Raw genomic sequence first — 20,914 nt, 5'->3', positions numbered from 1 at the left:
TTACTAATATAACCACTAAAACCATCCATTTTGGCAGGCATACTTACAATTACCAATCTTACAAAAAAATTCGGTCCACTTACCGCCGTAAATAATCTTTCCTTTACTATAAATAAGGGCAATGTTTACGGGATTTTAGGACCCAACGGAAGCGGAAAATCAACCACGCTCGGAATCGTTTTAAATGTGGTTAACAAAACATCCGGCGATTTTAGTTGGTTTGGTGGCGATGTTTCTACACACGATGCCTTAAAAAAAGTAGGTGCTATTATTGAGCGTCCTAATTTTTACCCGTATATGACGGCTTACCAAAACCTAAAATTGGTATGTAAAATAAAAGGCATCACTTATAGTAAAATTGAAGAAAAACTAGACGTTGTTGGACTGTTAGACAGAAAACACAGTAAGTTTCAATCTTTTTCTTTAGGGATGAAACAACGTTTAGCTATAGCTTCGGCCCTATTAAATGATCCTGAAATTTTAATTTTAGACGAACCTACTAACGGTTTAGATCCGCAAGGGATTCATCAAATTAGAGAAATTATCCGTCAAATTGCTCAGAAAGGAACCACAATATTATTAGCCTCCCACTTATTAGATGAAGTAGAAAAAGTGTGTTCGCATGTTGTTGTATTACGAAAAGGTGTAAAATTATATTCTGGCCGCGTAGACGAGATGATTGCCAGCCATGGCTTCTTCGAATTAAAAGCGGAAGACAACACTTTACTAAAAGGGTTCTTAGAACTTAATGATGCATTTGGAGCCATCACTGAAGAAAACTCCATTTTAAAGGTGCTTTTAAACGAACCTATGGAAGCCCTAGAATTAAACAAAATGTTATTTGAAAGAGGTATTCTTTTATCACATTTAGTAAAACGTAAACAGAGTTTAGAAGAACAATTTTTACAATTAACCGACAACCAATAAGCCAAAAATCAAGCCATGTTACGACTTTTAAATTTAGAATTACAAAAACTTCTACTTAATCGCGCGAGTAAAGTGTTAATTTTTATTTCATTTATTTTACCGTTTACTGTATTAATATTATCATCTATAAAAATAAACTTCTTTGGCTTATTTACGCTTGAATTAGGCGAGCTAGGCATTTTTAATTTCCCTATAATTTGGCATATCACCACTTTTTTTGCCTCGCAATTTAAATTTTTCTTTGCCATAGTTGTGGTCAGCATGATTGGGAACGAATACAGTAATAAAACCATTAAACAGAACCTAATCGACGGGCTGAGTAAGAAAGAATTTATCTTATCTAAATTTTATACCATTGTATTTTTCTCTTTAATTGCTACCGTTTTAATTGGGGTTGCAACACTTTGTATTGGGTTATATTACTCAAGTTATAACGAGTTAAGTATTATTTTTAGAGAGACTAATTTCTTACTTGCTTACTTTGTAAAACTTGTTGGATTTTTTAGTTTGTGCTTATTTTTAGCCATGTTGGTAAAACGCTCTGCTTTTGCATTAGGAGGTCTATTTGTTTTATTTATTGTAGAATGGGTATTTTTCGGGATTTTAACTTGGCAAATAAATTCAGAAATTGCAGAGAAAATACAGCGGTTTTTCCCACTAAAATCCATGTATAACCTTATAAAACAACCTTTTCAGCGTGTAATGATGACGAAATTTCCAGAGAAGTCCGAGATGTTTTACGACTATTCTGTGCACACGTCGGATATTATTATCGTTACAGCGTGGACAGCAATTTTTATCTTTTTGTCATTTAAATTATTAGAGAAAAGAGATTTATAATATCTTTCGGGAGACTACTCGAAAAGTCCTCCCATAAATGAAGAATTATTTAATTGCCATTTTGTTTTTATTACATGGTATTGTAAATGCGCAATACGAAGCCGCCATTTGGTATTTTGGTGAATAATATGCAGGAATAAATTTTAATTCGAATACGAATGAGGTTACTGCCATATTAAATGGACAATTAAATACAAAGGAAGGGTCTTCTACTATTTCTGATGTGAATGGAAACTTACTATTTTATACCGATGGTATTACCGTTTACAATAAGAATCACGACATCATGGATAATGGTGCTTATTTGTATGGAGACCCCAAATTATTTTAGATAATAGAAATTTATATCGCGGTGCCTTACAATTAGGACCTGATGGTAAAATTTATAGAACTCTTGCGTCAACATATAATATAGGGTTTACCTTATTTAGGTGTTATAATTAATTCTAATGTGCAAGGTGTATCTGCACAATATCAGCATAATGCTATTAATTTAAGAGGAAACAACTCTACCCAAGGTTTACCTCCATTTATACAATCATTCTTCGACCAAACTATTGACATTATTAATGCTAGCACTGGCATAGTAACTAGAAATTTGTCCTTGTGTACCGGAGGTACTTACACTTTAAACGCCGATGACATTGTTGGAGCAGATTACCAATGGGATTGAGATTCTTATTTCCAATCCCACACGTTTCCAAATTACGGTTATCAATCAAGTAATAATTGCTAAAGTTGAAAATATAAACAACAACACTCTCTAATGATCAAATATTTAGTTCTCATTTCACTTTAAAACGTTAATATTTCATTTTATATCAATGAAATGCACATTTTACCGATGAAATGCTTTATTTTGCAGATAGAATACTTTTGCCCTCCCAAAATTTTGCAAAATATTCGTGTATGAACTAATAATATTTGATTGTAGCTCGATGAAATTAACTTTTTATATAACCTGTGCTTTTGTCCTTCTATGCAATGTGATGTATTCACAAACCGCTGCTGATTTACTTTCTGTAACTCCATCTAACAATGCCGAAAGCTTAATTAATACTAATTTACTATCCGGGAATGGAATTGTAATTTGCGATCCTTCCTCGCCAAAGAATGCTTCAGTTTCAGGAGAATCTTTTTCTAGTTATGGTGCGTTCGAGAGGCGTGCAAATAATTTCCCATTCACTAATGGTATTTTTCTGTCTACAGGAAATGCTAGTGAAGCAGGAAACTCGGTAGTAGAAACGTTAAACTCAGGATCGACTTCATGGGAAGGAGATTCAGAATTAGAGGCACACCTGGGAATATCTAACACCTATAATGCCACTGTATTAGAATTCGATTTTGTAGCGCTTACAGAAACGATTTCTTTCGATTATGTGTTAGCCTCTCACGAATACGAAAAAAATCATACCATTTGTAATTATGCCGATGGTTTTGCTATTTTAATTCAAAAAGAAGGAGAAACTAGTTTTCAAAATATAGCCGTAATTCCAGATACAAATACCAATGTAAGTACCAAAGAAATTAACGGTACGACTTGCTCAAATCATATAGAATATTACGAAAATACGGTTTCTCAACTAGAGAGCACCAACTTTTATGGACGTACTAAAACATTAACGGCATCACATACGATTGAGCCTTACACAAAGTATAAAATTAAATTTATTGTTGCCGACCAAAAGGATGTTAATTTTGATACAGCTGTATTTATAAAACAAAGTGAAGTTAATATTAATGTAGATTTAGGTGACAATATAAGTACGTGTTCTGATGTAGAATTGACTCCTAATCTAAATTCAAATGACACCGTAGACACGGCTAACCTTACAGGCCTTACTTATAGATGGTATAAAGATGGCGTTAATGTATCCAATGCCTCTACTTATACAGCAACGACTGCTGGGAATTACAAGGTAGAGGTTAAAGTTTACGAACCAGACTGTTTAAACGGACGAAGCAACACTAATGTATTTACAATTTCCGACGATATAACAATCGATTATATTCCAAATACATCCATTGCACTTGAACTTCAAGATGAATTTGAACGTTGCAGTTCCATAACAGAACAATTTATTCTAGACGAATTCAACAATTATATCAAAGCGCAAATTCCTAATAATGCTAATTCGTATAGCATTAAATATTATCGTAATGGAAACAATATAAGAGATATAGATATTGCTCCAGGAAACACCGAAACCATTACAGCCATTGCTACTAGATCAAGTACAGCATGTGCATATACCTTTACCTTTCCATTATCGGTAAACGAAATACCAAATCCTCAACCTCAAACTATAACCCGATGTGATAATGATCTAGAGTTTAATTTAGCATCATACAACAACTTATTTAATTCAGGTAATGCTACAGATTTCACTGTTACCTATCACTACACCCAATATCAAGCCGAACAAGGTTCGCAACCTATTTCCTCCCCTTATGTAGGAAGTAGAACTCAGTTATATGTTAGAGTTACCAGTAACAGCACCTCATGTGCAGGAACAACAACATTAACTTTAGATGAAACTGCAAGCATAGAACTTTACAATGCTAGTAGTACTGTAATTTCGGGGTGTACCTCTACTCCTGGAGGAGGAATTACCACAGCAGAATTAGATATAGCTACAGATGAATTATTAAACGGTCAAGATCGAAGCCAACTCATTATATCCTATTTTAAGTATGAACAAGATGCCACAGATAATATAAATAAACTAGAAGGCGCTAATCTAGACGCTTACCTAGATAACGAGCCTTCAATAATTTTTATTCGTGTAGAACCTCTTGGAGGTGGCTGTCCTGCTATTGCTCACATCGATATTTATCCAACTATTTCATTAAATTTTTCGGCTATTGAAAATTATGCGGTATGTGGAGGAAACACTTTTAACTTAATTCAGATTGCCAATGATATTAAAAGCAAGATTCAAAATCTTACAGTAACTTTTTACGATGGCAACCCTAGTAGTAGTACGTCTAGCGTAATTGCACAAATAGCAGATTATAACATTCCAGATTTAAATGGAGATGGTATAGAAGACGACTCCCAAACCATCTATGTTAAAGTGGAAGATCCAGATTGCGGTCAAATTTCGACCAATTTCGAAATTTTTAAAGCACCAGGAATAGTCTACAGGGACCGACCATTTATACCTTTAATTTGTTACAACGATAGGGTAATCGATTTAAATACGTATAAAGATTTAATAATTGATAATAGTAGTCTAAGTAACATTGAAATTCAGTATTATCTAACTGCAGCAAATCGTGACTTAGACGAGAACGAACTTCCTATAGATTATCTAGATCATACAGATATTATAAATGGTATATTATATGCTAGAGTCACTAAAATAGGTGTTACGGACGGAATTCTTATTGGTAATTGTTTTGATGCTATAGACATAGTTATTGACGTGGTAGATATGCCACAGGTTAATTTAACCTACACAGATTTCCAATATTGCGTTACTAATCCCGAGTTAGAAGTTACCCTAGATTTAGTCGAAGCAGAATTAACAGATATTATTAATAACGATACTGTAAATTCTCATATTGCGACTCAAGATATCGATATAAAATTTTATGAAAACCTAAGTGATGCCGAAGCAGGAAATTCTAATTTTTTAGATCCTAATGTTTATACAACAACTACTAATACAATTTATAGTCGAGTTACCAATAAGAGAGATACATCGATTTGCCCAGTAATAGATCCTATTAATATCGCCGTATTTCTACAACCCGAATTTAATAAAATAGATTTTTTTGAATGCGATATCGAAGTTGTACCAGTAAGAAATATACATTTAAATCAATTGTTTAACCATTATATAGCATCTGAGATTGAGGTGACTTTCTATGATGCTGATAATAATCCCTATACTATTAATTCTCAAATATCTGTACCATATAACGAGACCATAACAATTTATGCGATTGCCCGAAATAAGAATAATACACTATGCGACAATCCGGTAAGACAGGCAATTACTTTAAGAACAGGAAAAACACCAGCCCCAATACCTTTCGATTTATCGGTATGTGTAATTCCTGGTCAATCTTACACCGAAATTAATTTAAACAATGTTGAAGCGGAGTTAGAATCGATTACAGGCGTATCTCTAGATGTTTCATTTTATGAAAACGAAGCCGAAGCCGAAGCCTCTTTAAATACTTTTATATTAAACAAAGATGATTATCAAATTTCTGCATATCAAAAAAGACATAATCTTTTTGTTCAAATAAAAAACCCAGGAACAGAGTGCTTTATTGTTCAAACACTATTAATTAAGATTAACGATACACCTGATTTTAAAAACTCATCTATCACCCCTGTATGTTCTACAACTTATATTGGGAATAACTTGCTATTTAATCTAGCAGAGGTTAATTTAGATCTTGCTTACAAAACCGGTTATAATGCTCCTGTAATTTACTTTTTTGAAGATATTGATGATGCTAACTCACTAAACATTTCAAATCAGATTACCAATTCTTTAGAATCAGATCAGACCTATGTAAAACCTGTTAATGTTGATACTATTTACGTGGTGGCTAAAGATCCAGATACCGATTGTTTCGAAGTAAAAACGTTAGCATTAGTTGTCAATTACCCTCCTAGCACAAAAGATTTAACAGATTTTGAATTCTGCGATGATGGCTCTGGCACAGTATTTTTAAAAGAAATAGACAACCGTTTAGTTTACGATTTAAACTCAAGTAACATTACTTATCACAAAACACAGGCAGATGCAACTTCTGGAACTAATCCGTTAAGCGATATTTACGATTATACAACTCCAATTAATGGCACTGAGATTCATGCTAGAATTAGCAGTATAGCTACAGGTTGTTATTTGACAAAACCTATAACGTTACAACCTAACTCCAATGGTACAGCGTTAAATGTAACTGCCAGTGCTTCTTTTTTCCAAAATACAAATACCATTACGGTAGATGTCCTTGGAGGAACCGGAAATTATGTATACAGTTTAGATCATGGAGATTTTCAGACATCTAACATTTTTACAGATGTAACTATTGGAAGTCACACCGTATTTGTAAGTAACGATTTAGGCTGTTCTGAAGGGGTTACAACCGTAACCGTTGTAGATATTCCAAAGTTTTTCACACCTAACCAAGATGGTTATAATGATACTTGGCATATTATCGGAATTGAAAACTTAGCTGAGGTTGAAGTACAAATTTTCGATCGCTTTGGTAAACTGCTCACAGTGCTTAATAAAAATAACAATCCCACATTTGAAGATGGCTGGAATGGATCGTTTAATGGAGCACCAATGCCTACAGACGATTATTGGTATGTGGCAAGAATTAATAACGGAACTCAAGATTTTGAACGTAGTGGCCATTTCACGTTAAAACGATAATAAAACTGCACATTACTTTTATTTTTCTCCATTCAAAATGTTTAAATTTGTGATATGCGATTTAAAATAAAATCAGAATTCGAACCTACCGGAGATCAGCCTTCTGCAATTAAACAATTAACAGAAGGCATAAATAACGACGATAAGTACCAAACACTTTTAGGTGTTACGGGCTCAGGGAAAACCTTTACCGTTGCTAATGTTGTCCAAGAAGTACAACGTCCTACCCTAGTTTTGGCACACAACAAAACTTTAGCCGCACAGCTGTACTCAGAATTCAAACAGTTTTTCCCAGATAATGCTGTAGAATATTTTGTGTCTTACTACGATTATTATCAGCCTGAAGCTTACATTCCGGTTTCCGGAACGTATATCGAAAAGGATCTATCTATAAACGAAGAAATAGAAAAATTACGATTAAGCACTACCTCATCCCTTCTTTCTGGAAGACGCGATGTTTTAGTAGTGGCTTCCGTATCGTGTTTATATGGTATAGGTAACCCTGTAGAGTTTCAGAAAAACGTAATTTCTTTGGAACGCGATCAAGTCATCTCCAGAACCAAATTATTACATCGTTTAGTACAAAGTTTGTATTCTAGAACCGAAGCAGAATTTAATCACGGAAGTTTTAGAATTAAAGGAGATACCGTAGATATATTTCCGAGCTATGCCGATGATGCTTTTAGAATTCATTTTTTCGGAGATGAAATTGAAGAGATTGAAGCTTTTAATGTGCAAACCAACGAAATTATAGAGAAGTACGATCGTCTGACCATCTATCCAGCGAATATGTTTGTAACCTCTCCAGATGTACTCCAGGGAGCCATAAAGAATATTCAAGATGATTTAGTAAAACAACACGATTACTTTAAGGACATTGGAAAACATTTAGAAGCGAAACGTTTAAAAGAACGTACCGAATTTGACTTAGAGATGATTCGAGAATTAGGTTATTGTTCTGGGATAGAAAACTATTCTAGATATTTAGATGGAAGACAACCGGGAACACGGCCATTCTGTTTATTAGATTATTTCCCAGATGATTTTTTAATGGTGGTAGATGAAAGTCACGTAACCATTTCGCAAGTACATGCCATGTATGGAGGCGATAGAAGCAGAAAAGAAAACCTAGTAGATTATGGCTTTAGATTGCCAGCCGCTATGGATAACCGTCCGCTTAAATTCGAAGAATTCGAAGCCTTGCAGAATCAAGTCATTTATGTTAGTGCGACACCCGCAGATTATGAATTAGAAAAGAGTGATGGTATTTTTGTCGAGCAAGTTATTCGTCCGACAGGGCTTTTAGATCCTGTAATCGAAGTACGTCCTAGCTTAAACCAGATAGATGATTTAATTGAAGAGATTCAGCTTCGTATAGAAAAAGACGAGCGTACGCTAGTTACGACCCTTACTAAGCGTATGGCAGAGGAGCTTACTAAGTATCTAGACCGCATTCAGATTCGTTGTCGTTACATTCATAGTGATGTCGATACTTTGGAGCGCGTAGAAATCATGCAAGATTTAAGAAAAGGATTATTTGATGTATTGGTTGGAGTAAACCTATTACGTGAAGGTTTAGATTTACCTGAAGTGTCTTTAGTGGCCATTTTAGACGCCGATAAAGAAGGTTTTTTACGTTCGGCAAGATCTTTAACTCAAACTGTAGGTCGTGCAGCAAGGAACTTAAATGGTAAAGCCATTATGTATGCCGATAAGATTACAAAGAGTATGCAAAAAACTATTGATGAAACTGAATATAGACGCGCAAAACAAATCAATTACAACACGGCAAATAATATGGTGCCAACCGCACTAAACAAAAGTTTAGATAGTGCTCTAGCCAAAAACTCGGTAAGTACGTATAGTTATGAATTGGAAGCGCTTAAAGCTGCAGAACCTGAAAGCGAATATTTAACGAAGTCTCAATTGGAACAAAACATTCGCGATAGACGTAAATTAATGGAAGCGGCCGCGAAAGAATTAGACTTTGTTAATGCTGCTAAATTCCGTGACGAAATAAAAGTTTATCAAGAGAAGCTTGAGAAATTAAAACAATAGCAATTATAGGTGGTTATTTAATTGTACTGAACTTTAAATATATCGATTAACACATCTGCTGGTACCATATTATTGGGAAAACCATCCATTAAGTGTAAGACTTTATTTGTAGAATCATGACTTAATCCCATACGAAGCCCATAGTTAAAGAATAAAATATCGTCTTTTTGCAGCCGTTTATTATCTAAGTTTAATAACAGTACCAAACGGTAAAATTGCACAATGCGCTCACTATAAGACTCTAGATTTTTATAAATAATAGGATTGTTAATAAGATATTCGAAATCTGATCGAGAAATATTCAGCTGTTTAGAAACACTTAAAAGGAAATTATATTTTAAAGATATTATTTCATCCGTTTTGGCGAATGCAATCATTTCAGAAAGCAAGCTCAATTTCTCAATGCGATTTAACATGTAAAGGAATCTTGATTATTACGGTTCTAAAGTTAATTATAATAGGTATTTTATAATCGCATATATAATGTAACTTGTCGAAAATTTAATAATTTTAATATGTTATTACCTACACCAACACATCATAACATACTCACTATTTGCAAGTTAAACACTGTATCTCCTGAAATTTTGAATAAAAACAAAATAACAACATACATTTAACTACTTTTAAATACCAGAAAAGGTCACATTAAAAAGATACCGTAGTTTTGTACTACTACCGAAAATATAGATTTTAGAAATATAAAAAATTGAAATATGACAAATAATGATGTTCTTAAAAAATTACGAGTTGCTCTTAAATTAAGAGACGATGATATCGTGAAGATTTTAGAATTAGTAGATTTTAGAATCAGTAAAAGTGAATTGGGAGCTTTTTTCAGAAAGGAAGATCATCCAAAATACATGGAATGTGGCGATCAGATTTTAAGGAACTTTCTAAATGGATTAGTGATTCATTTACGAGGGCCATTGCCTAAAAAAGATGCCCCTAAAAAAAGTGAATCTGGTAAAAAGGCTGTTAAGAAATCTGAAACTAAGAAAACATCGTAAGAACATCTCTTCTTATACACCGCATAAAAAAAGCGTCTAATCCTTAAGACTAGACGCTTTTATTTTATATAACAGTAAACTGTGTTTTAGATTATGCTAAAACCTGTTGTACTTTATCTGCTGCTTCTTGGAATTGTGTAGCACTCATTACATCTAATCCAGAATTATCGATTAATTCTTTAGCAATGTCTGCATTGGTTCCTTGTAAACGTACAATAATTGGTACATTAATATTCCCCATGTTTTTGTAAGCATCGATAACACCTTGCGCTACTCTATCGCAACGTACAATACCACCAAAAATGTTAATAAGGATAGCTTTTACGTTAGGGTCTTTTAAAATAATTTTAAAAGCAGCCTCTACACGTGCAGCATCAGCAGTACCTCCAACATCTAAAAAGTTAGCTGGTTCTCCACCTGCTTGCTTAATTAAATCCATTGTTGCCATTGCTAAACCAGCACCATTAACCATACACCCAACGTTACCGTCTAAGTCTACATAGTTTAATCCTAATTTTCCTGCTTCAACTTCAATAGCACTTTCTTCACGTATATCACGTAAATCAAGGTAATTTTTATGTCTGTATAATGCATTGTCATCAATAGTAACTTTAGCATCTACAGCAAGAATCTTATTATCGCTAGTTTTTAAAACTGGGTTAATTTCAAATAAAGAAGAATCAGACTCTACATAAGCTTTGTAAAGGTTTGTAACGAATTTCGTCATTTCTTTAAACGCGTTCCCAGATAATCCTAAGTTAAACGCAACACGTCTTGCTTGGAAAGGTAAGATACCTACTGTAGGATCGATTTCTTCTGTAAAAATTAAATGTGGTGTTTCTTCTGCAACAGTTTCAATATCCATTCCACCTTCAGTAGAATACATAATCATGTTACGGCCAGTCGCACGATTTAATAAAACCGATACGTAAAACTCTTCTGTTTCAACTTCTCCAGGATAGTATACATCTTCAGCAACTAATACTTGGTGTACTCTTTTACCTTCTGCAGATGTTTGTGGAGTGACAAGGTCCATACCTATAATCTCACCAGAAATTTGTTCTACTTCTTGTAAATTCTTGGCTAATTTAACACCACCACCTTTACCTCGTCCACCAGCGTGAACTTGGGCTTTAACTACGAACCAGCTCGTACCTGTTTCCGATGTTAATTGTTTTGCTGCTACAACTGCGTCTTGAGCACTTTGTGCTACAATACCGCGTTGAATACGTACGCCAAAACTATTTAAAATTTCTTTTCCTTGATATTCGTGTAAGTTCATTAGTATTTTAATTTATTGCTTCACAAATGTAATCAACGAATATGTTTTAACCAATATTTTTTATCATCTATATAAAGATAATATCAATACCGCATTCTTTTCTTTGTTTTTTTGACAAATAATAAGTCTTAAACTGACAAAAACTTTATAGATTTGCGGCAAATTTAATTTATCATAAAATGAATAATAACACTTTATTAAAAATTGCAAGTGACTTTGGAAGTCCGGTGTATGTGTACGACTCTGAAAAAATAGTATCACAGTATAAACGTTTAACATCTGCATTTAATAAGGTGAAACAGGTAAAGGTGAATTATGCCGTAAAAGCGTTATCTAATATTTCTATACTGAAATTAATGAAAACCTTAGGTGCTGGCCTTGATACTGTATCTATTCAGGAAGTTCAATTGGGTTTAAAAGCAGGATTTTCTGCAGACCAAATTATATTTACGCCTAACGGTGTGTCTCTTGAAGAAATTGAAGAAGCATCTAAATTAGGAGTTCAAATAAATATTGATAGCTTATCTATCTTAGAGCAATTCGGAACAAAACATCCTAATGTTCCTGTTTGTATTCGTATTAATCCGCATGTTATGGCTGGAGGAAATGCTAATATTTCTGTTGGACATATAGATTCTAAGTTTGGTATTTCTGTACACCAAATTCCGCATATATTAAGAATTGTAGAAAACACAGGGATGCATATTAACGGAATTCACATGCATACAGGTAGTGATATTTTAGATATCGATGTCTTTTTATATGCGAGTGAAATCTTATTTGATACAGCTAAACATTTTAAAGATTTAGACTTTTTAGATTTCGGATCTGGTTTTAAAGTCCCTTATTCTAAAGGTGATATTGAAACTAATATTGAAGAATTCGGAACAAAACTATCTAAACGCTTTAACGAATTCTGTAAAGAATACGGCAAAGAATTAACCTTAGGTTTCGAACCAGGTAAGTTTTTAGTAAGTGAATCTGGAGTATTTTTAGCTAAAGTAAACTCTGTGAAACAAACCACATCGACTGTATTTGCACAAATCGACTCAGGTTTTAATCATTTAATTCGTCCGATGCTTTACGGCTCACAACATGGTATTACAAACATATCTAATCCTAAAGGACGCGAGCGTTTTTATTCTGTTGTTGGGTATATATGCGAAACAGATACATTCGCAAACAACCGTAGAATTTCAGAAATTACGGAAGGTGACATTATTGGATTCCAAAATGCTGGAGCCTACTGTTATTCTATGGCCTCTAACTATAACTCACGTTTTCGTCCTGCCGAAGTGCTTTGGCATAAAGACAAAGCATTATTAATTAGAGAGCGAGAAACTATAGAGGACATTTTAAAAAATCAAATCGAAGTTACACTATAACAACCAAAAGCGTTAACCTAAACAGTTAGCGCTTTTTTTATGGCTTATTACAAACGTCTTTAAATAAAAATATCCTGCTGAATAAAAGTTCGTTTTATAAAGCAGGATATCTAGTATTAACTTGGTATATTTCTATTCTACAAATACAAGATCTGAATTGTAGAAACCTCCCATATTCTTTTTACGTTTTGCAGATTGCTCTACTATTAAATTTGCAATAGTATTTAAATTACGTAGTTCACAAATCTGAACGGATAACTTAGATCCCACATATAAATCTTGAGTAGAATCTTCGACATAGCGCAAGTGTTTCGCGGCTTCTTTTAGCTTACTATTGGTTCTTACAATAGCGACTAAATCGGACATGATATGCTGAATTGTGTTTCTGTAATGTGTAATTAATATAAGCTCTTTAGGTGTAGATGTCCCATCGTCGTTCCAATCTGGCGCATTGACATTTACTGGTTTTACCTCATCTACATTTTCTATAATATGATCGGCAATGTGATTGGCATACACTAAGGCTTCTAACAAAGAATTAGACGCTAGTCTGTTTGCACCGTGCAAACCCGTACTTGTACATTCTCCTGCCGCGTATAAATCTTCTATAGTAGACTCTCCGTTCTTATTCACTTCTACACCGCCACAAGCATAGTGACATGCAGGAACAACAGGAATCATATGCTTTCTAATATCTATACCAATGCCTAAACACTTTTCATTTATATTAGGAAAATGTTTTATAAAAGCCTCATAATCTAAATGTGTACAATCTAAATATACGTGACGTTCTCCGGTAGTATGTATTTCGTTATCTATAGCTCTGGCAACAATATCTCGGGGTGCTAATTCTCCGCGTTCATCGATGGCTAACATAAAACGTTCGCCTTTCTTGTTTTTAAGGTGTGCTCCAAATCCGCGAACAGCTTCAGAAATTAAAAACGACGGACTTTGTTCTGGTTCAAATAAAGCCGTAGGGTGAAATTGCACAAACTCCATTCCTCTAATTTTTGCTAAAGCGCGATAAGCCATAGCAATACCATCTCCTGTTGCAATTAACGGGTTGGTTGTAGACGCATAAACTTGTCCGATTCCACCAGCACATAAAATGGTTTTATTAGCAATATAAGGTTCGATTGCATTAGTCTTTTGGTTCATTATATATGCCCCATAACAACGAATATTATTTATATCTTCTCCAGAATCTTTTAATTGGTGATCGGTTATTAAATCGATAGCAAAATGATACGGTAATACTTTAATATTCTCCAAACTTGCTACCTGATCTAAAAGCGTACGTTCAATTTCTAACCCTGTAATATCTTTGTGGTGAATAATACGATTCGCAGAATGACCTCCTTCTTTACCTAAGTCGAATGCGCCAGTTCCATCGTAATCAAAATCGGCTCCCCAAGACATTAATTGCCTCATACAGTCTGGAGCTTCTTCAATTACCATTTTTACAACTTCACGATCGTTATGGTATTCTCCCGCAATCATCGTATCCTCAATATGATCCTCGAACGAATCTAATTTATCCCAAACTACGGCGATACCGCCTTGAGCATATTTTGTATTCGATTCACTTTTATTGGCTTTAGTAACAACTAAAATTTCTTTATTTGGTAAAGATTTTGCCAAACGAATGGCTGTAGTAAGACCTGCAACTCCCGATCCTAATATTAAATAATCTGTATTATTTTGACTCATTTTTTATTTTATGAGATGTCTAACATGCGTTGAATAGGAAGTAAAGCACGTTTCTGAATTGCTTCGTCTACATGAACTTCTGGCAATTCATGCTTCATACATGTATAAAGCTTTTCGAGTGTATTCATTTTCATATAAGCACATTCGCTACATGCACATGTATTATTCTCTTTTGCTGGTGCCGGAATTAAAATTTTATTAGGAACTTCTTTTTGCATTTCATGTAAAATACCAGCTTCCGTTGCTACAATAAATTCGTTTGCAGGATTGGTTTTTACATAATTAATAAGTCCCGCTGTAGAGCCTACATACTCAGCTATTTTTAACAAATGAGCTTCAGACTCTGGGTGAGCAATAATTTTAGCATTCGGATTTTCTTTATGAACCGCTAATAGTTTATCCATAGAAAATGCTTCATGAACAATACAAGCACCGTCCCACAACACCATATCACGACCTGTTTCCTTTTGAATCCAAGCGCCTAAATTTTTGTCTGGAGCAAATATAATAGGCTGATCTAATGGTACCGAATCTACTATTTTTTTAGCATTGGACGATGTACAACATAAATCACTAAGAGCCTTTACCTCTGCCGATGTATTTACATAAGTAATAACAATATGACCTGGATATTTTTTCTTAAATGTTGCAAGATCTTCGGCACTACAAGAATCTGCTAAAGAGCAACCCGCATTTAAATCGGGTAGAATAACCTTCTTAGTCGGATTTAAAATTTTTGCAGTCTCGGCCATAAAATGAACCCCTGCAAATACAATTAAGTCAGCATCGGTTTCTGCCGCTTTATAAGACAACCCTAAACTATCTCCAACATAATCTGCTAAATCTTGAATCACTGGTTCTTGATAATAATGCGCTAAAATCACAGCATTCTTCTCTTTTTTCAGCCTTTTAATCTCCGCCACATAATCTATATTCTTTGCATCTTCCGATACAGGAATATATCCCAACTTCTCAATACTTTCTTTTACAGAATCCATAATCATTATTAAAATTGAACGGTAAAATTAATGAATTTTATAATGTTTATTTAATGTTTTAATAGCATATTTTCTTTTTTGTAAGAATATGATTTCAATGTAAAGTTAAAACCCAATGATATATTTCCTGAAAATGAAAAAGTTTAGAATACTTTAAACTGATATGTAATCCGTTTAACACTAATTAAAACACTAACCTAATGATTCACAATACGTTTGGAAATCAAATTATAAATTATAGAAATATGAAGATAATTCTGGTATAGTATTAAAGAACAGATTAGTTGAAATTATTTAGAAAACACAAAATATTCTAAGTCAGGAATTAGAGTACTACACATATAAAAAAGAGATTGACTTGTAATCCTATCAGTTTATAAAAAAATAAAACACCTCTAAACCTAGATTTAGAGGTGTTTTGGTTTATTGATATTTAGCTTCCTTTTAAACGCTATTCAGGAGTAAAGTATTAAAACAACTTACTCTCTCACAGTACCTGAAAAATGATTTATATTAGGATTTATAGGATTCCCACTCATTCTTCTAATGGTAACTATTTGGCCACAATGCCAAACAGAATCTTCAATTGGTCCGTTAATCGCATTCCAGAACGGAACAGTTCGCTCTCCCTTCGGACTTTTAAAAATCATATCGAAAGGTTTTAAATCGTTTGCTTCTTTTAAAATATCCGAAGCCGTTTTTAGGTTGTTTAATGTCTGCGCTCTTAATTCACTATAGGTTAACGGCCGTTTTAAGGTTTCATTTACATGGGGCACCTTTAAGGCTGCATCGCGAAGTATAGCCGACAAACCATGAATGTGCGTCATAAGCTCTAATGGAGATCGCATTTCTGTATTTGATTTAAAATCTAGATCTGTTGCAGACAAACCTTCAGTCGCCCAATAGAATCGGAATCCTAGGCCATCAATTGCACGACCAACAACTGTTCCTGCTGTGTATGTTTCTGAATGCTCTGGAATTTCGTAATACGGCAACTTAGAATCCGTTTGTGCTACTATTGACATATTAAAAAGTAAAAAAAATAATATTGGTAAAGATTTCATTTAAAATAGAATTATATCCCGTGAGTATCGAACAAATAAACCAGTGCCGTCATAGAAGCGGCTCCTAATTCTAATTCGCGTTTATTAACAGCATCAAACGTATCGTTTGCCGCATGATGATGGTCGAAATAGCGCTGAGAATCTGGTCTTAAACCTGCTGTAATATTGGTATCGGTTTTTAACGGACGTACATCTGCTCCAGCACCACCTTGAATAAAATAATGAATAAGATAAGGCTCGAATAATGGCTTCCAACCTAATATCTTATTAAAAGATGCCTCGGTACAATCGAAAGAAAATCCTCTTGGAGTAAAACCACCTGCGTCACTTTCTAGAGACACCACATGTTTCTCGCCTTTAGCCTTGGCTTCTTTTGCATATTCGGTTGCTCCTCGCAGTCCGTTTTCTTCATTCATAAACATAACCACACGTATACTGTGTTTCGGTTTAATCTTTAAGGTTTTAAATAATCGAAGTACTTCCATAGATTGCACAATTCCTGCTCCATCATCGTGAGAACCATCCCCTAAATCCCAAGAATCTAAGTGGCCTCCGACGATAATATATTCATTTGGAAATTGAGAACCTGTAATCTCTCCAATGACATTATAGGATTTCACATCTTCTAATTGCTTACAATTTTGCTTAAAATAAAACTGAACTGAAGTATCTAACTTTAACATGGTGCTTAATAAATTCGCATCCTTGGTACTAATTGCCGCTGAAGGAATACGCTTAGACACTGGTAAATCCTCGTAGGTCATACTTCCGGCGTGTGGTAGGTTGTCTATATTTAAAGTCATAGATCTTACAATAACACCTACAGCACCATATTTAGCAGCCTCTACAGCTCCCATGTAACGCTGATCGACACAGCCACCATACGCAGAGAATGTATTAATTAAATCGGCTTGCATTGGACGGTTATAAAACACTATTTTTCCTTTAACACCTGCCTCGCCTAAAGCTTTTAACTCTTCAAAATTTTTAACTTCTACTACGCTTGCAGTAACACCTAATGGATTTGTAGATACAGATCCGCCTAGTGCACAAATGTTAACGTTTGTCGTTTCGCCGCTTCCTGCTTTTATGTATGCAAATTCCTTCGCTCCTCGCACCCATTTAGGCACCATAACAGGTTGTAACCAAACTTTATCTAACCCTAAGGAATCCAACTCTGCTTTTCCCCATTCTACAGCGCGTTCTGCATTTAAAGACCCGGATAAACGTCCTCCAATATCCATGGATAAAGTTTCTAGCCAAGTATAACTTTTACCATCGACTAAAGCGGTTTTGTAAATTTGTTTTAAGACGTCTTCATCTGTCTGACTAAAAACTTGACAACTTAAACATAAGGCAATCAGAACAATTAATTTTTTCATATAATTTTTTATCTATACTGTAATAATGATATTAATAGGATATAACTACTCGCTTTTTAATTGCTTTTTATAAGCTTCTATATTCGACTCCGTTTCAGGATCTAATTGAGGTTCTTTAATATCGTCATACTTTTTAAGTGTTTCGTAAAGAATGTTAGCCACAATTAAACGAGCTGTGGGTTTATCGTCTGCAGGGATATTATACCAAGGCGCATTAGCTGTAGATGTTCTGTTTATGGCATCTTCGTAACATGTCTGATAATTATCCCACAAAGCGCGTTCCTTAAGATCGTCTGCAGAAAACTTCCAGTTTTTATTTTTCTTTTCTAATCTACGAATCAGTCTATCGCGCTGTTCGTCTTTAGATAGATTTAAAAAGAACTTAAATATAATGGTTCCACTATTTGAAATTGTTTTCTCAAAATTCACAATTTCATTAAAACGATTATCCCAAAAGGCCTCATTTACATCAGACAATTCGGTAACCGTAGGAATGTTTTCCCCTAAAATATAATTTGGATGCACACGTGTAACTAGAACATTTTCGTAATGTGTTCTATTAAATATACCAAACTTTCCTCGGGCTGGTAAACGCACATAATGACGCCATAAATAATCGTGTTTTAATTCTAATTCTGTAGGCGATTTAAAACTATGACAATCTATACCTCTTACATTAAAATCTTTAAAAACTTCACGAATTAAACTGTCTTTTCCAGCGGTATCCATACCCTGAAAACACACTAAAACCGAATACTTCCCATGCGCATACATCGTGTTTTGCCACTCACCTAGTTTGACCCTAATCTTTTCTAATTGCTTTTCAATCTTTTTCTCTGAGGCATCTAAATCCACTTTAGTTTTTAGATTTTTAATGTCGATTTTAGAATCAATTTTAAAGTCTTTTATGTGAATATCTTTCATAGTACGAACAGGATTTTGGCTTACAATACTACTAAAAAACAAAAATGGTTTGTATTAATAGCATAATTGTGAAGTTTTTTAGAATTTTTAACTATAAAAACTTAAGTAAAACATAGGATTTACAGTCATATTTCGCAAACCATTCTTTCCTGTCTTAACACCTAATTAATATATTTAAATTCTATCGTTTTTTAAATATCTAAAAATCAATAACGAGAAGCCCTTGTCTACCCCAATTACACCTTTGGTGAAGACGATTTCTTATACACTCTAAATTGGCTAGAAAACAGATTAGATTTTTTAGATACCTATTTTGAAAACGTATTATCATCAGAAGAAACGCATATAAACAGCCTCACTATATTTCCTAATCCAGTAATACGCAAACTTAACATACCTAATTACAGTCAGGTATTTGGTAAACCTTTTAAGATTTATAATACCCTTGGTCAACTTTCTGGGGAAGGTATAATTGAAAGTAATTATATTTCTGTCGATTATTTACAAGCTGGTGTATATGTATTGCAGATAGAGCATAAGACCTTCAAATTCATTAAATCATAAAGTCATTAATAATATAAAATGTATTCGAGTAAGTAAAAAAGTAAGGCTCTAATCGATATGATTAGAGCCTTACTTTATTTTATTAAGAATAAATTCTTTTATTTGGTCGCATATAATTTTACATCGTTTTCCTCGACAGTATCACCACTTAAAATAATTAAGCGTTCCACCACATTTCGAAGTTCACGAATATTCCCAGACCAATCGTAAGATTTTAATAGTTTTAAAGCGCCGTCCGAAAATTCCTTTTTAACAGTGCCTTGTTCTCCTGCAATCTTTTCGGAGAAATAATTAATTAACAAAGGAATATCGTCTCGTCTATCGTTTAAAGCTGGTACTTGAATAAGAATAACCGCCAACCTGTGATATAAATCTTCTCGAAAACGACCTTCTTCAATTTCTGTTTTTAAATTCTTATTTGTTGCTGCTAAAACCCGAACATCAACCTTAATATCTTTATCGCTTCCTACACGTTGTACGCGATTTTCTTGAAGTGCTCTTAGAACTTTTGCTTGAGCCGACAAACTCATATCACCAATTTCATCTAAAAAAATAGTTCCACCATTAGCAGCTTCAAACTTACCCGCTCGATCTTTATTTGCACTTGTAAAAGCACCTTTAACATGACCGAATAATTCGCTTTCTATTAATTCACCCGGAATCGCAGCACAATTCACTTCTACCATCGGTCCGCCAGCACGTTCACTCTTTTGGTGCAACCAATGCGCCACAAGCTCTTTCCCTGTTCCATTAGCTCCCGTAATAAGCACACGAGCTTCTGTTGGTGCTACTTTATCTATAATATCTTTTATATTTGAAATGGCATCACTCTCCCCGATCATTTGGTAATTCTTACTCACCTTAGTTTTAAGAATCTTATTTTGCACCACCAACTCTTTTCTATCTAAAGCATTTCTAACCGTATTTAATAATCGGTTTAAATCTGGTGGTTTTGATATGTAATCGAACGCGCCCAAACGCATAGTATGCACGGCAGTATCTAAATCTCCATGCCCCGAAATCATGACCATCGGAATTTCTGGTTTTATAAGCTTAGTGGCTTCTAAAACTTCGACACCATCCATTTTAGGCATTTTAATATCGCATAATACTAAGTCGTAATCCTCGTTTTTAATCTTTTCGATTCCAACTAAACCGTCTTCAGCTTCTTCTAAATGATATGTTTCGTTTTCTTCGGAAAGAATTTTAATTAAAACTCTTCGAATTGCTGCTTCATCTTCAATAATTAAAATTTTTGGCATAACATTTTTTTTATAATGATGTTGACAACATATCAACTTTGTTTTAAATTCTTTAATCTATTTCATTTTCTTTCTAACGCTAGTACATATATCCTACGTTAGC

General features: G+C 34.1%; 16 protein-coding genes. 8 read left to right on the top strand and 8 right to left on the bottom strand.

The features are described from left to right. The first annotated feature begins 30 nt into the window (after positions 1-30). From AC0UBM_RS12935 to uvrB, 5 genes are all read left to right on the top strand, one after another. Positions 31-927 (top strand): ABC transporter ATP-binding protein, encoded by an 897-nt coding sequence (locus AC0UBM_RS12935; RefSeq protein ID WP_475688876.1) that lies wholly within the window; start codon positions 31-33, stop codon positions 925-927. Between the two features lie 15 nt (positions 928-942). Further along, positions 943-1,767, top strand: a complete 825-nt coding sequence (locus AC0UBM_RS12930) for an ABC transporter permease (protein ID WP_475688875.1) — start codon at positions 943-945, stop codon at positions 1,765-1,767. 451 nt (positions 1,768-2,218) lie between these two features. Further along, positions 2,219-2,440, top strand: a complete 222-nt coding sequence (locus AC0UBM_RS12925) for a hypothetical protein (protein WP_475688874.1) — start codon at positions 2,219-2,221, stop codon at positions 2,438-2,440. Between the two features lie 316 nt (positions 2,441-2,756). After that, entirely contained in the window at positions 2,757-7,172 is a 4,416-nt protein-coding gene (locus AC0UBM_RS12920) for a choice-of-anchor L domain-containing protein (RefSeq protein WP_475688873.1), read from the top strand. A 54-nt stretch (positions 7,173-7,226) separates the two neighbouring features. Beyond that, complete coding sequence (uvrB, locus tag AC0UBM_RS12915) at positions 7,227-9,230, top strand: excinuclease ABC subunit UvrB (protein ID WP_475688872.1); 2,004 nt, start codon at positions 7,227-7,229, stop codon at positions 9,228-9,230. Positions 9,231-9,247: 17 nt separating this feature from the next. Here the strand turns inward: uvrB and AC0UBM_RS12910 are convergent, their stop codons facing one another. After that, a complete protein-coding gene (locus AC0UBM_RS12910; protein ID WP_414037319.1) occupies positions 9,248-9,646 on the bottom strand; it encodes a TerB family tellurite resistance protein in 399 nt (132 codons plus the stop codon). 300 nt (positions 9,647-9,946) lie between these two features. On the opposite strand from AC0UBM_RS12910, the gene AC0UBM_RS12905 reads away from it, so the two are divergent. Next, a complete protein-coding gene (locus AC0UBM_RS12905; protein WP_475688871.1) occupies positions 9,947-10,240 on the top strand; it encodes a DUF1456 family protein in 294 nt (97 codons plus the stop codon). 91 nt (positions 10,241-10,331) lie between these two features. On the opposite strand, the gene sucC is transcribed toward AC0UBM_RS12905, so the two are convergent. Continuing rightward, positions 10,332-11,522 (bottom strand): ADP-forming succinate--CoA ligase subunit beta, encoded by a 1,191-nt coding sequence (gene sucC, locus AC0UBM_RS12900; RefSeq protein ID WP_414037321.1) that lies wholly within the window; start codon positions 11,520-11,522, stop codon positions 10,332-10,334. A 179-nt stretch (positions 11,523-11,701) separates the two neighbouring features. Between sucC and lysA the strand changes: the two genes are divergently transcribed. Next, complete coding sequence (lysA, locus tag AC0UBM_RS12895; RefSeq protein ID WP_475688870.1) at positions 11,702-12,907, top strand: diaminopimelate decarboxylase; 1,206 nt, start codon at positions 11,702-11,704, stop codon at positions 12,905-12,907. Positions 12,908-13,039: 132 nt separating this feature from the next. On the opposite strand, the gene nadB is transcribed toward lysA, so the two are convergent. The 5 genes from nadB to AC0UBM_RS12870 form a co-directional block, all read right to left on the bottom strand. Continuing rightward, positions 13,040-14,617, bottom strand: a complete 1,578-nt coding sequence (gene nadB / locus AC0UBM_RS12890) for an L-aspartate oxidase (protein WP_414037323.1) — start codon at positions 14,615-14,617, stop codon at positions 13,040-13,042. A gap of 8 nt (positions 14,618-14,625) precedes the next feature. Further along, positions 14,626-15,615 carry a quinolinate synthase NadA gene (nadA, locus tag AC0UBM_RS12885; protein WP_414037324.1) on the bottom strand — a complete coding sequence of 330 codons (990 nt, stop codon included), beginning with the start codon at positions 15,613-15,615 and terminating at the stop codon, positions 14,626-14,628. A gap of 479 nt (positions 15,616-16,094) precedes the next feature. After that, entirely contained in the window at positions 16,095-16,640 is a 546-nt protein-coding gene (locus tag AC0UBM_RS12880) for a DinB family protein (protein WP_475688869.1), read from the bottom strand. Positions 16,641-16,690: 50 nt separating this feature from the next. Next, positions 16,691-18,061 carry a M20/M25/M40 family metallo-hydrolase gene (locus tag AC0UBM_RS12875; RefSeq protein ID WP_475688868.1) on the bottom strand — a complete coding sequence of 457 codons (1,371 nt, stop codon included), beginning with the start codon at positions 18,059-18,061 and terminating at the stop codon, positions 16,691-16,693. A gap of 45 nt (positions 18,062-18,106) precedes the next feature. Then, a complete protein-coding gene (locus AC0UBM_RS12870) occupies positions 18,107-18,985 on the bottom strand; it encodes a PPK2 family polyphosphate kinase (protein WP_414037327.1) in 879 nt (292 codons plus the stop codon). Between the two features lie 345 nt (positions 18,986-19,330). On the opposite strand from AC0UBM_RS12870, the gene AC0UBM_RS12865 reads away from it, so the two are divergent. Next, positions 19,331-19,549 (top strand): T9SS type A sorting domain-containing protein, encoded by a 219-nt coding sequence (locus tag AC0UBM_RS12865; protein WP_475689188.1) that lies wholly within the window; start codon positions 19,331-19,333, stop codon positions 19,547-19,549. A gap of 98 nt (positions 19,550-19,647) precedes the next feature. Here the strand turns inward: AC0UBM_RS12865 and AC0UBM_RS12860 are convergent, their stop codons facing one another. Continuing rightward, a complete protein-coding gene (locus tag AC0UBM_RS12860; protein ID WP_414037328.1) occupies positions 19,648-20,811 on the bottom strand; it encodes a sigma-54-dependent transcriptional regulator in 1,164 nt (387 codons plus the stop codon). Positions 20,812-20,914 lie beyond the last annotated feature (103 nt).

This window comes from Formosa sp. F44, from assembly GCF_056238645.1.
This window is presented reverse-complemented; position numbering and strand designations above follow the sequence as displayed.